This window comes from Brooklawnia propionicigenes (assembly GCF_030297015.1).
Classification (GTDB): domain Bacteria; phylum Actinomycetota; class Actinomycetes; order Propionibacteriales; family Propionibacteriaceae; genus Brooklawnia; species Brooklawnia propionicigenes.
In genome coordinates this window covers 712,559-726,374 of the sequence record NZ_AP028056.1, presented here as the reverse complement: position 1 = coordinate 726,374, position 13,816 = coordinate 712,559, and the positions used below count along the sequence as shown (strand labels likewise).

Annotated in this window: 5 protein-coding genes and 2 CRISPR repeat arrays; of the genes, 3 read left to right on the top strand and 2 right to left on the bottom strand. The window is 65.3% G+C overall.

Annotated features, from left to right (window positions below):
• The first annotated feature begins 94 nt into the window (after positions 1-94).
• From QUE25_RS03325 to QUE25_RS03315, 3 genes are all read left to right on the top strand, one after another.
• Positions 95-1,186 carry a mandelate racemase/muconate lactonizing enzyme family protein gene (locus tag QUE25_RS03325; RefSeq protein WP_286267552.1) on the top strand — a complete coding sequence of 364 codons (1,092 nt, stop codon included), beginning with the start codon at positions 95-97 and terminating at the stop codon, positions 1,184-1,186.
• Between the two features lie 304 nt (positions 1,187-1,490).
• Positions 1,491-1,811: a transposase gene (locus QUE25_RS03320; RefSeq protein ID WP_286263801.1), complete on the top strand. Its 321-nt coding sequence runs from the start codon at positions 1,491-1,493 to the stop codon at positions 1,809-1,811.
• The gene (locus tag QUE25_RS03315; RefSeq protein WP_286263776.1) at positions 1,808-2,692 is read left to right on the top strand and encodes an IS3 family transposase; all 885 of its coding nucleotides are present in this window, start codon (positions 1,808-1,810) and stop codon (positions 2,690-2,692) included. The genes QUE25_RS03320 and QUE25_RS03315 overlap by 4 nt, the downstream gene beginning before the upstream one ends.
• A 163-nt stretch (positions 2,693-2,855) precedes the next feature.
• Positions 2,856-3,310: a CRISPR direct-repeat array (repeat unit 28 nt; unit sequence GGATCATCCCCGCCTGCGCGGGGAGCAC).
• Between the two features lie 82 nt (positions 3,311-3,392).
• A CRISPR array of direct repeats spans positions 3,393-12,406; the repeat unit is 28 nt; unit sequence GGATCATCCCCGCCTGCGCGGGGAGCAC.
• A 54-nt stretch (positions 12,407-12,460) separates the two neighbouring features.
• On the opposite strand, the gene cas2e is transcribed toward QUE25_RS03315, so the two are convergent.
• On the bottom strand, positions 12,461-12,805 hold the full coding sequence (cas2e, locus tag QUE25_RS03310) for a type I-E CRISPR-associated endoribonuclease Cas2e (protein ID WP_340312724.1): 345 nt from the start codon (positions 12,803-12,805) through the stop codon (positions 12,461-12,463).
• Entirely contained in the window at positions 12,802-13,815 is a 1,014-nt protein-coding gene (gene cas1e, locus QUE25_RS03305) for a type I-E CRISPR-associated endonuclease Cas1e (protein WP_286268484.1), read from the bottom strand. Before cas1e ends, cas2e begins: the two co-directional genes overlap by 4 nt.
• Position 13,816: the final 1 nt, after the last annotated feature.

Here is a 13,816-nt window from a genome sequence, read left to right as displayed (position 1 = left end):
ATTGGCTCATGGCCAGGTCTGGACAACTCAATAGGACACGCAACACTCTTCAGAAGACCGGTATCCCCGGTTGGTCGGCAAGCTGCGATGGAGCATGACTGTGCGGATAGAACAGGTGGACGTGGGCTTGTACAAGGTGCCCCTCAGCCACACCATGAAGGACAGCACCCACGGCGACATGAGCGACTTCGAGCTCATCACAGTGCGGATAATAGACAGCGACGGTGCCCAAGGACTCGGGTACACCTATGGTGTGCGCGCTGGCGGTGCGGGCATCTGGGCGCTGATCGACCGGTACTTGCGCGACGTGCTGGTCGGGGAGGACGCCGACCGGATCGAGTTCTTGTGGCAAAGGATGTGGTGGTGTCTGCATTATGCCGGCCGCGGCGGCCCAGTGACGTCCGCGATCTCGGCGGTCGACATCGCGTTGTGGGATCTGTTCGGCCGACGGGCAAGTCAGCCGCTGTGGAAGATTTTCGGCGGCTACGATCCGGTCGTCCCGATTTATGCAGGTGGTATCGATTTGGGACTGTCCACTGAGGAGTTGTTGGCTCAGTCGGATCGTTTCCAGTCCGAGGGTTTCCGGGCCATCAAGATGAAGGTCGGCCGGCCCGACTCACGCGAGGACGTCGCGCGAGTCGAGGCCATGAGGGAGCATCTTGGCGACACCTTCCCACTGATGGCCGATGCCAACATGAGGTGGAGCGCTGACAAGGCCATCAAGATGGCCCGCTCTTTGCAGCCCTTCGATCTGCTGTGGCTGGAAGAACCCGTCATTCCGGATGACTTCGAGGGGCAGGCGCGGGTGGTCCGCGACGGCGGCATCCCGATCGCGGCTGGCGAGAACTGGCACACCGTTTATGAGTTCTCTCGCGCGATCAGCATGGGTGCCGTCACTTTCGTGGAACCTGACGTCTGTAACGTCGGCGGCTACACGGTGTTCAACAAGATCGCGGCCATCGCCGAGGCTCACAACCTACCCCTGACAAGCCACGGCGTCCATGACTTGACCGTTCATTCGCTGGCCGCCGCACCCACTCGCACCTACATGGAGGCGCACGGGTTCGCCATGGGTGACTACATGGATGAGGCGATGCCGATCGGCGATGGCTTTGTCACGGCTCCGGATCGTCCTGGTCATGGCATTGACTTCGACTTCGATCTGCTCGAACCTCATCGCATCTGACGCGGCCCCCCGCTGGCGCGGGGAGCACGGAACTTCACGCTGTCCGTACTCGCCGGCCTGGGATCATCCCCGCCTGCGCGGGGAGCACGGTCGCCAGGGTGCCCATCGGATCGCCGAGGGTGGATCATCCCCGCCCGCGCGGGGAGCACGCCGACGCCAGCCTCGAACCCCGACGCCACTACGGATCATCCCCGCCTGCGCGGGGAACACATCTGAACCATATCCCGGAGACCGCTGGACCGTTCCCGGTTTGGTGGACACTGGTGAGGTTTGCGGTTCCCGATAGGGTGAAGGGGAGCTGATTATGGGATCTACGCGGAGGCATTTCACGGCGGAGTACAAAGCTAACGCGGTGGCGTTGGTGTTGGATGATGGGCGGTCGATCGCTGAGGCGGCACGGAATATCGGCGTCCTCGAGAAGACGTTAGGGAAATGGGTGAAGAAAGAACGAGACTTGCGCGATGAGCAGCGTGACCCGGACGAGTCTTTGACACGCTCGGAACGGGCCGAGCTCGAACAGCTCCGCGCGGATTACCAGAGGCTGCTGGACGAAAACGCTCATCTCCAGATGCAGGCCAGTTTCGCAAAAAAAGTGGCGACCTGGTTCGCGAAAGACCAGCAGTGAAGTTTGCTGCGATCGCGGACTGGGCTGATCAGGGTGTTTATCCGGTGGTGTTCATGTGTCGGGAACTCCAGGTGTCGACCTCGGGCTATTACAAGTGGCGGAGTCATCGGGTTTCGGTCAGGCACGACCAAGACGATCTGCTGATGGGATTGATTCGCCATTTTTATGCCAGCAGCCCGGGCCGGCCTGGGGTCCGACGCATTCATGCCGAGCTCGCTGCTGGCGGGCACCGGGTGTCGCGCAAGCGGGTGTGGCGGTTGATGCGGGCGCTGGGTGTCCAGGGCCGTCATCCCGCGGCGTGGCGGCGAACCACGGTGGCTGGCGAGCATCCGGTGCCGGCCCCGGACCTGATCGGTCGAAGGTTCGAGGCGTCGGGGCCGAACGAGAAGTGGTGTGGTGATATCACGTATGTGAAGACGTGGAATGGTTGGGCTTATCTGGCGACGGTGATCGACCTGTATTCCAGGAAGGTGGTGGGTTGGGCTGTCGATGACCATATGCGTACCTCGTTGGTCACTGATGCTTTGGATATGGCTCGGGTTCATCGTCGGCCTCGGACACGCGTGATTTTTCATTCGGACCGTGGGACGCAGTATACGTCGACGGATTTTGCTAAGTACTGTCGGAAACACAAGATTCGTCGATCATTGGGCCGTACCGGGATTTGTTACGATAACGCCGTCGCGGAATCGTTCTTCGCGACCTACAAGAAGGAACTCATCCATACCCGGCCTTGGCCAGATCTCAAGACTCTGAAGAAGTACACGTTTTCTTGGATTGAGGAATACTACAACCAGACTCGTCGCCATTCAACGCTCGGATACTTGACACCGCAAGAATATGAGCTAGGCTACAGAAACATACTTGAACTCGCAGCCTAAACAGCTATCCACTTTATCGGGAACACTCCACGCCCTCACTCGGATCATCCCGCCTGCGCGGGGAGCACCGAAGGCGGCTCAGCTTCCAGCAGCGGCCAACCGGATCATCCCCGCCCTGCGCGGGGAGCACGGCGCAGCTCATGATCGACCGCCTAAAAGGTGCGGATCATCCCCGCCTGCGCGGGGAGCACGACCGCGGTCGAGCAGTCCGCCGTCCTCAGTAAGGATCATCCCCGCCTGCGCGGGGAGCACGCTGAGGCGATGCACCGCACGATCCGGGCGGAGGGATCATCGCCGCCTGCGCGGGGAGCACTTTGCGGCGTCGCCCAGGCCGAAAGCGGTGCCCGGATCATCCCCGCCTGCGCGGGGAGCACAATGTCTTCAGTCGTCCGAACGCGGTGCCCGCCGGATCATCCCCGCCTGCGCGGGGAGCACAGCATGATCACTCAAACCCGGTCCGCAACACCCGGATCATCCCCGCCTGCGCGGGGAGCACCCTGCGCTTCCTCACCGCCGTCCAGCACTTGCCGGATCATCCCCGCCTGCGCGGGGAGCACAACGCGCTCTACCACGGCCAAGCCGTGTCGACCGGATCATCCCCGCCTGCGCGGGGAGCACCTGGCCGACGCGGGTGAGGGCGGTCGGGACATCGCCTGCGCGGGGAGCACGTGAGCCGGGCGACCAGGTCGCGTTGGCCCCAGGGATCATCCCCGCCTGCGCGGGGAGCACGGACGTCCGCCAGGACATCGGACACGTTGCGGAAGGTCGACAAGGGATCATCCCCGCCTGCGCGGGGAGCACGCGTCGAGGCAGTTGACAGCGCGTTGGTGTACGGGATCATCCCCGCCTGCGCGGGGAGCACGTGATCAACACGCGCACGGGTGAGGTCGTGCCGGGATCATCCCCGCCTGCGCGGGGAGCACACCCCGTGGAGCTCGCACCACGTGCGAGGGTCGGGATCATCCCCGCCTGCGCGGGGAGCACTGATCGGCACTAACAACGCGACTCATCAGGTTGGGATCATCCCCGCCTGCGCGGGGAGCACATTTTCATAACCTGGCGTATGAATGGTTCATTCAGGATCATCCCCGCCTGCGCGGGGAGCACTTGCGGGAGCCGCGTCGGAAGGGATCAACGGCCGGATCATCCCCGCCTGCGCGGGGAGCACCTCAACCAGCGATCGAAGGACGTCAGCTGGCGCGGATCATCCCCGCCTGCGCGGGGAGCACGTACCCATAGCTGCCGACATGGACCTTGAGGCAGGATCATCCCCGCCTGCGCGGGGAGCACGTCAGCAGGTCGCGCCTATAGTCGCGGAGCTTGGGATCATCCCCGCCTGCGCGGGGAGCACGCGTGCCGGTGCTGCAATTCCTCTCGAAACAGCGGATCATCCCCGCCTGCGCGGGGAGCACGCGAGCATGGACACCGGCACTGCGGCCAAAGCGGGATCATCCCCGCCTGCGCGGGGAGCACGTTGACGTATGGCGGGCGCGGTTAACAGTGGCGGGATCATCCCCGCCTGCGCGGGGAGCACTGGCTATGGCACTGGTCATCGTAGCCGACAAGCGGATCATCCCCGCCTGCGCGGGGAGCACTTGCAGGAGCCGGACTCTGTGATCGAAACCGCGGGATCATCCCCGCCTGCGCGGGGAGCACGACAGGCAGCTGCGACACGGTCGTAGGCGACGGGGATCATCCCCGCCTGCGCGGGGAGCACGTCCACTGCTCCCTCGATGACTGGGCGGCGGTACGGATCATCCCCGCCTGCGCGGGGAGCACTTCATGGTCGCGTTCTTGCCGACCTTCTTGCGCGGATCATCCCCGCCTGCGCGGGGAGCACGCATGGTCGATTCGGTCAGTCATTGATGTCACCGGATCATCCCCGCCTGCGCGGGGAGCACCTCACCGCCCTGACCGGCCTGATCATCGCGGTGGGATCATCCCCGCCTGCGCGGGGAGCACGGATTTGGGACGACGACACAGCTTCGTCGCGGCGGATCATCCCCGCCTGCGCGGGGAGCACATGGGGCACGCGCACCTGTCCATCACCACCGACGGATCATCCCCGCCTGCGCGGGGAGCACCGAGGGGAGGCGAGACGGTGACTGGCCTGCGGAGGATCATCCCCGCCTGCGCGGGGAGCACTTGCGGCTGCGGTTCTCCACGAGCTTGCCCCAGGGATCATCCCCGCCTGCGCGGGGAGCACACACCGGAGCGGGAAGCCGCCGCCAAGGAAGTGGGATCATCCCCGCCTGCGCGGGGAGCACCGCGCGCTCGCAATCCAGCTGGACAAGGGGCTGGGGATCATCCCCGCCTGCGCGGGGAGCACGAGCCCCACACGCTGGTGGGCATCGCCAGCACCGGATCATCCCCGCCTGCGCGGGGAGCACGCGTGTCCAGCGCGAACCAGTCCCCATGCCCATGGATCATCCCCGCCTGCGCGGGGAGCACCTCGGCGGCCGGCCGGGAACCCTCGTGCTGACAGGATCATCCCCGCCTGCGCGGGGAGCACGTTGGTGTACGTTTGATCGCACATCCCCGTCGAGGATCATCCCCGCCTGCGCGGGGAGCACATCGATGCGGCGAAACTTGGCGGGACCGTCCGGGGATCATCCCCGCCTGCGCGGGGAGCACGCGATCAAGGATCTCGCCGCCGAACCGGTCCGGGGATCATCCCCGCCTGCGCGGGGAGCACGTCCGGCGTGGCCGGCGTGGGCTCTCGATCGAGGGATCATCCCCGCCTGCGCGGGGAGCACGAGGCGCATGACACGCACAACGATCTGTATCGGGGATCATCCCCGCCTGCGCGGGGAGCACGCTGAGGAACGCGCCCGCGACATGCCGTCCCTGGGATCATCCCCGCCTGCGCGGGGAGCACCTATGCTAGGAATGTTTGGTTCCATTCCGACTTGGATCATCCCCGCCTGCGCGGGGAGCACGTCAGTGCTTGGCTTGCGTTCGCGGACGCCGCGGGATCATCCCCGCCTGCGCGGGGAGCACGCGGCCGCTGACGCGGTCGGCGCACTACCCGAGGGATCATCCCCGCCTGCGCGGGGAGCACCAAGACAAGATCATGAATTCGGTCATGGACCAAGGATCATCCCCGCCTGCGCGGGGAGCACTACCTCGTGCCCGATCCCGTTTTCGTGACCCCGGGATCATCCCCGCCTGCGCGGGGAGCACATCACCAGCGCAGAGAACCCGATCGCCTCCACGGGATCATCCCCGCCTGCGCGGGGAGCACCAGTTGCGGCGCGGATTAGGCGTCCGGCGACGGGGATCATCCCCGCCTGCGCGGGGAGCACGCGATGGGCACCCTCCTGGCCGCGCAGATCTCGGGATCATCCCCGCCTGCGCGGGGAGCACGGAGGCCGGGCGATGACCGCCAAGTTGCTCGAGGGATCATCCCCGCCTGCGCGGGGAGCACGAGGCTCAGCCCGAGCTGGTCGTGTAGGTGCCGGGATCATCCCCGCCTGCGCGGGGAGCACGCGTTGTTACTGATGTTGTTTAGCGCAGTGTTGGGATCATCCCCGCCTGCGCGGGGAGCACCGTCACCTGCCACACCGCAGGTGTGGCCTAAGTGGATCATCCCCGCCTGCGCGGGGAGCACAGGCGCAAAGACAATGGGCTAGATTCAAGGATAGGATCATCCCCGCCTGCGCGGGGAGCACCTAGACTCCCCTAGCCTGCCCGCGTCGAATCCCGGATCATCCCCGCCTGCGCGGGGAGCACTGTATGAGGCCCGCCACACTGCGGCAACGCTACGGATCATCCCCGCCTGCGCGGGGAGCACACGCGAGAGCGGGCAAGCATCACTGGTCGCAAGGGATCATCCCCGCCTGCGCGGGGAGCACTCGCGATCTCACCAGCAGTCATAATCTCCCCCGGGATCATCCCCGCCTGCGCGGGGAGCACTTTGGCTGGGTTGTGCCCGCCCCGGAGTGGTGGGGATCATCCCCGCCTGCGCGGGGAGCACTTTCACGAATTGATCGATATCTTGCCCAATGCCGGATCATCCCCGCCTGCGCGGGGAGCACCGGTTTCGCGGGCCATGCTCGTGCCAAGACGACGGATCATCCCCGCCTGCGCGGGGAGCACGTCGATCCGGGTCTACTCCGGGAGCTGGCCCAGGGATCATCCCCGCCTGCGCGGGGAGCACTTCGGTGAGCGCAACCTCAACAAGCTCAGACAAGGGATCATCCCCGCCTGCGCGGGGAGCACTTGCAATGAGCAACTACAAAACTTTCAAGCGACGGATCATCCCCGCCTGCGCGGGGAGCACTCGAATTGACAACCAATAATGGTAGTCCTATTAGGATCATCCCCGCCTGCGCGGGGAGCACGGCCCTTTCCGCGTTGCTATCCGCGTACTTGCCGGATCATCCCCGCCTGCGCGGGGAGCACATGGCCCCGTTGATGTCGCCCAAGAATGTCGGCGGATCATCCCCGCCTGCGCGGGGAGCACGGACTATTCAGATTCCACAGTCCGAATTCGGTAGGATCATCCCCGCCTGCGCGGGGAGCACTGGCGAACGTCGGCATACTCGCCGCATTGTACAGGATCATCCCCGCCTGCGCGGGGAGCACGGCTACAACACGCTCGGGGAAGGCGGCGGCCAGGGATCATCCCCGCCTGCGCGGGGAGCACCAGCAACGTCCGCGTAATTCATTTAATGAGTTCGGATCATCCCCGCCTGCGCGGGGAGCACCGAATTCGGCGCATCTTCCAGCAGCGGCCGACCGGATCATCCCCGCCTGCGCGGGGAGCACATGCTTGATATCCCAGTTAATCAGGCTTATCGGGGATCATCCCCGCCTGCGCGGGGAGCACGATGCGGGCATCCGCACGCGAAACCCGGAGATGGGATCATCCCCGCCTGCGCGGGGAGCACATTCACGCCCTGCAGCACCATCTGGTAGTCGCGGGATCATCCCCGCCTGCGCGGGGAGCACGTCGTCCAGGTTTTCCGGGTCGACGTACCCGCGGGATCATCCCCGCCTGCGCGGGGAGCACTATATTTTCAACAATTCTGACGTTTCATGTCCAGGATCATCCCCGCCTGCGCGGGGAGCACGTATCGTCTGGAGTCGGCACCATCGCGGGGGCCGGATCATCCCCGCCTGCGCGGGGAGCACCACCCGTAGGTGAACGCCCCTCGTTTTCTGATGGGATCATCCCCGCCTGCGCGGGGAGCACATTCGGTACGGAGGAATCGAAAGGCGTTATTGAGGATCATCCCCGCCTGCGCGGGGAGCACATATTAGTTGCGGTCTTGTTGATGTTGGTGCTGGGATCATCCCCGCCTGCGCGGGGAGCACTAATCGTCTGATTGGTGCGATCTTTCAGTACCCGGATCATCCCCGCCTGCGCGGGGAGCACCGGTGATTGCTGCGGGGTTGTCGTAGTAGCGGCGGATCATCCCCGCCTGCGCGGGGAGCACGGATAGCGCAGAGGAGGAATAACAGTGTCACTAGGATCATCCCCGCCTGCGCGGGGAGCACCCGGCAACGGTCAACCTGATCCACAGACCGCCGGGATCATCCCCGCCTGCGCGGGGAGCACACCAACGTTCTACGAAGGTCCAGTACGATCTATAGGATCATCCCCGCCTGCGCGGGGAGCACATCACATAGCTGGCGGGGAACGCCATGCCCAGCGGATCATCCCCGCCTGCGCGGGGAGCACGATCCGCCATGCTGAATATTGACATGATGGTCAGGATCATCCCCGCCTGCGCGGGGAGCACTCCATCCACCAGACACGACGCTTCCACCATTGCGGATCATCCCCGCCTGCGCGGGGAGCACGTTCTTCCAGTTGACTAGCAAGTTCGTACCAAGGGATCATCCCCGCCTGCGCGGGGAGCACCCTCAGCGATCAGCTGCTTGTTGGCCACGATGGGGATCATCCCCGCCTGCGCGGGGAGCACAAGTGGCCGGACAGGGCGCGCCGCACCAAGCACGGATCATCCCCGCCTGCGCGGGGAGCACGGCGAATGTTTGGCCGGTAGGCGCGCCTGGCCGGGATCATCCCCGCCTGCGCGGGGAGCACCGAAGGCTGCGACAATCCACACCGCGCTCGCGGGGATCATCCCCGCCTGCGCGGGGAGCACCACTTTCCGCGGTCGATGCACGGTGCCGCCGGCGGATCATCCCCGCCTGCGCGGGGAGCACTCCCCTCGCAGAATGACCCCCGCAGTGAGCAGGGGATCATCCCCGCCTGCGCGGGGAGCACTTGCCGCTCTGTGTGAACCTGGCTTCCGGCTGGGGATCATCCCCGCCTGCGCGGGGAGCACTGACTGGAGACGAGGCATGGGCCTGGGTTGACGGGATCATCCCCGCCTGCGCGGGGAGCACGGACTCAGCCTCATCACCTCCTCCTTCTACCCGGGATCATCCCCGCCTGCGCGGGGAGCACGGATAGTGAGCCGCCCACGGCGGTGACCGCTGCGGATCATCCCCGCCTGCGCGGGGAGCACATCCTGAGTTGCTCCGCGACGGCGAGGGTCGCGGGATCATCCCCGCCTGCGCGGGGAGCACGCCTCGTGCACCACGAATGACTCGAGGTCGGTCGGATCATCCCCGCCTGCGCGGGGAGCACTCCTGCGCCTCGATCGCCTCCGATGATGTCGGGGGATCATCCCCGCCTGCGCGGGGAGCACGTGTGCGACAAGAAAGCGACCACGACCGGGTGGGGATCATCCGCGCCTGCGCGGGGAGCACAACATTGAGCTCCTGATCCTATCGCTGCGGGAAGGATCATCCCCGCCTGCGCGGGGAGCACGCCGATGATCATCCCGTGATTCAAGAGCCACGGGGATCATCCCCGCCTGCGCGGGGAGCACGACCGTCATCCATGTCGCCCCGCCGGACGGCGCGGATCATCCCCGCCTGCGCGGGGAGCACCAGGCCGCGCTGCTGGCGAAGGCTCGGCTGGTGGGATCATCCCCGCCTGCGCGGGGAGCACTCGTATTGGCGGCCCTCAGCCGGGATATGCCGAGGATCATCCCCGCCTGCGCGGGGAGCACGACGAACGTGCGCGCCAGGATCTCAGCGGAGCCGGATCATCCCCGCCTGCGCGGGGAGCACACACTGCCGTCTGCGCGAATCATGATCAACACCGGATCATCCCCGCCTGCGCGGGGAGCACTGATGTCGTCGCGCGAGCCGACCTTGGAAGAGAGGATCATCCCCGCCTGCGCGGGGAGCACGCTTGCGCAGCTGAAGCTGGTCTACGGCGCCGAGGATCATCCCCGCCTGCGCGGGGAGCACCGCCGAGTCGTGGCAGCTGGTCAAGAACAACGCGGGATCATCCCCGCCTGCGCGGGGAGCACAATGTCCTCGGCCTGGCCGCGTCGGCCGCATCCGGATCATCCCCGCCTGCGCGGGGAGCACACCTACGCCCTTGTCATCGGCGCCGTCCTGCCGGGATCATCCCCGCCTGCGCGGGGAGCACGCTGGTCTGCGACGGGAAACTGACGGGCCTCGCGGATCATCCCCGCCTGCGCGGGGAGCACGTGAACCAGTCCTTGACCGAACCCAGCAGACTCGGATCATCCCCGCCTGCGCGGGGAGCACGACTCTCACAGCCGGAAGAACCTCGGCGTGCGCGGATCATCCCCGCCTGCGCGGGGAGCACGCGATGGCGGGCAGGGCGAGGCCCTGGAGCTTGGGATCATCCCCGCCTGCGCGGGGAGCACGCTCCCGGACGAAGAAAAGGGCTACATTTGGCGGGATCATCCCCGCCTGCGCGGGGAGCACTACGAGCCGACCCTGCGGGGCGCGATCCGCCACGGATCATCCCCGCCTGCGCGGGGAGCACGTGTTGGAGCCGACCACCTTCTTGCCTGTGATCGGATCATCCCCGCCTGCGCGGGGAGCACCTCGGAGACAGTGAAGTCGCTGCCACCGCGAAGGGATCATCCCCGCCTGCGCGGGGAGCACGGCCGTCGAGTCGGTGGCGCCCGTGTAGTCGGCGGATCATCCCCGCCTGCGCGGGGAGCACGAGCCGAGCAGCGCGAGGATGCCCAGTGCTCGCGGATCATCCCCGCCTGCGCGGGGAGCACGGTGAACCAATCCGCCACAGTTGCCGCGGCGGAGGATCATCCCCGCCTGCGCGGGGAGCACCTGCGACTGCGTCCGACGGTGGTGCGCAAAAGAGGATCATCCCCGCCTGCGCGGGGAGCACGAATTGAACCAATCCACCACCGGCTGAATGATGGGATCATCCCCGCCTGCGCGGGGAGCACCACTGGTCCGGCCAAAGCGGCTTCGATCTCATCGGATCATCCCCGCCTGCGCGGGGAGCACTAGTCCCGCGGGATCTCCTTGACCTTGTCGACAGGATCATCCCCGCCTGCGCGGGGAGCACCGGGCTGGCCCGGGTGCTGCTCAACGAAGACGGCGGATCATCCCCGCCTGCGCGGGGAGCACCAGCCGTTGCTCATGCGGGTCGCGACAGCCAGGGGATCATCCCCGCCTGCGCGGGGAGCACGCGCTGCTACCAGGAATCGCCAGGCAGGACCGAGGATCATCCCCGCCTGCGCGGGGAGCACAGAGATCCCTACGCCATGCACCAGACACTCACAGGATCATCCCCGCCTGCGCGGGGAGCACGCGGTCGATGATGGGCAGGTTTTCTTCGAGCAGGGATCATCCCCGCCTGCGCGGGGAGCACTCATCACGAAAGCGAGACACCCAATGAATCTCGGGATCATCCCCGCCTGCGCGGGGAGCACATGGCGCGGGCATCGATCTTGCGGGTGATAGCGGGATCATCCCCGCCTGCGCGGGGAGCACATTGCAATTTCTGAAAACAACTCTATCGAATCGGGATCATCCCCGCCTGCGCGGGGAGCACGAACGCTGGGGCATTATCGGCCCTATTGTATCGGGATCATCCCCGCCTGCGCGGGGAGCACCGCCAATGCGTTAACATCAATACCCGACTGGAAGGATCATCCCCGCCTGCGCGGGGAGCACACCAACAAGGAGGACGCCGTGAATCACACGGAAGGATCATCCCCGCCTGCGCGGGGAGCACTTCCGGTAAATCAGGCATACCGTTACAATTATAGGATCATCCCCGCCTGCGCGGGGAGCACTACCACCCATTGGCCTGCCAAAACGCCTGCGCAGGATCATCCCCGCCTGCGCGGGGAGCACCGGACAGCACCGGGCGGCAGTGTGCCGCCGTACGGATCATCCCCGCCTGCGCGGGGAGCACGATTGTCATTCGGGTCTCTCTGTGGATGTTCGGGGATCATCCCCGCCTGCGCGGGGAGCACTGGCTGTGTGACAACACCGGCCACCATCCCGGAGGATCATCCCCGCCTGCGCGGGGAGCACTCGGCCTTGTGGTCGACCGTCGGAAGCTGCGGCGGATCATCCCCGCCTGCGCGGGGAGCACCGCAAACGTGTGCCGCACATCATGGGTGTGCAGGGATCATCCCCGCCTGCGCGGGGAGCACTTAGGCAACAATTTACCCGTGAAAACGTGACCGGGATCATCCCCGCCTGCGCGGGGAGCACCCACCGTAATAGTCAGCGCAGTAGGCGGAACAAGGATCATCCCCGCCTGCGCGGGGAGCACTCAATGCCGATACTAATCGTGTTTTCGTATTCGGGATCATCCCCGCCTGCGCGGGGAGCACTGCCGACTCCCGATGATACGCCGACTGAACAGAGGATCATCCCCGCCTGCGCGGGGAGCACACTTCTTGACAAGCAAGAATACCGCAGTCTCGGGAGATCTAGAGTCTCTCTTCGTCAGCCACGGCGCCGGCGGTAGTGGCTGGCCTTACTCCAGCCATGGCGCATGGTTGGCTTCCCTGCGCTGTCCTGACTTGGACGTTGCAGCAACCGTATTCCGTCGACGTCGACGAGATCCCAGTCATGTCGATGGGTCTTGAACTCGAACCCCTGCTCGTTCTTCGCGGGATAGACCATTATGGCCTTGCCATCTTTGATCATGTCCATGGTTTGTGCCCACAATGCATCGCGTACTCGGGCACTCACATGCCCCACGAAAACGCCAGGACTGATCTCGAGAAGCCAGCGGGTCAGCGACCCTCGCAGCCCCTGAGGGCATGCGGTGAGAACTAGCACTATCAAAAGTCGACCTCGTCTGGTGTGCCATCGGAGTAGTTTGCCCCGGCAGCGACTCTGCCAACTTTCTCATCCCACAGCGTCAAGACAACAGCATCCTTCTCGTCTTCCTCTATCGGATCGTCAGGTAGGAGCAACGAACGAATATCTCGTGTGCAGCGAGCCAGAATCTTTCCATCGCTGATAGCGTCCCGGACGCGACGACGTGTGATTCCCGGCAAGTCGTCGAACTCCGATTCCATCGAGGGAGCTTCGTCCGCATCGCTGCTCCAAGTTCCCTGGAGCTCTCCAACGACCTGAAATGCCAGCGGAATTGTGATGTCAGCCTTGTACAGATCGGCAACGTCGTACACAAAGCTCAATTCGTGTCCGCTGTGCACAAATCCCAATGCCGGAGAACAGCCGAGAGCCACAATGACCGCATGGACAACGCCATATAGACACGCGTGTGCGGCGGAGAGTGCCTGATTGATCGGATTCGAATTGGCGAAGTCGTCAGGGCTGTAATCACGGCGAGTCCACTCCACGCCATACTGGCTTGCTGAATCGCGGTAAACCCCTCGGATGCGCGCGCCCTCCCTCCCTCGGAGTTGCTGCATGGTGAGGCCGCTGGTGTCCTCGCCGGCGAACCTCATCTCATACATCTGTCTCGCAACTTCGAGACGGGTTAGCCGTCCGGAAACCAGACGAGCCTGTGCCTCAATCAGTCGTGACGATCGGGCGAGTGAGCGCCCAGAGGCGTAATAGCGCACCCCTTGTTCACCTACCCAGACGATACTGGCACCGCTGTCGCCAAGTAGCACCATTGCCTGGTGCGTGATGTTCGTTCCCGGTCCCAGCATTAGGACCCCTAAAGACGCTGACGGGATATGTAGGGTGCCGCGGGAGTCAGTGGCAGTCAGCGCGTTGGAGTCGCGACCTAGTATGCAGTGCTCCAGGTACAAGAATGACAAGCGATCTTGCGCACGCGTGAGTTCGCGCACCTGACTAGGCCGGACTCCAGGAATCGGCTTCATG

Bases quoted from the DNA above. Each gene is read 5' to 3' on its own strand.
- QUE25_RS03325 (WP_286267552.1), top strand. From the start codon at position 95: ATGACTGTGCGGATAGAACAGGTGGACGTGGGCTTGTACAAGGTGCCC.
- cas1e (WP_286268484.1), bottom strand. From the start codon at position 13,815: ATGAAGCCGATTCCTGGAGTCCGGCCTAGTCAGGTGCGCGAACTCACG.
- QUE25_RS03320 (WP_286263801.1), top strand. From the start codon at position 1,491: ATGGGATCTACGCGGAGGCATTTCACGGCGGAGTACAAAGCTAACGCG.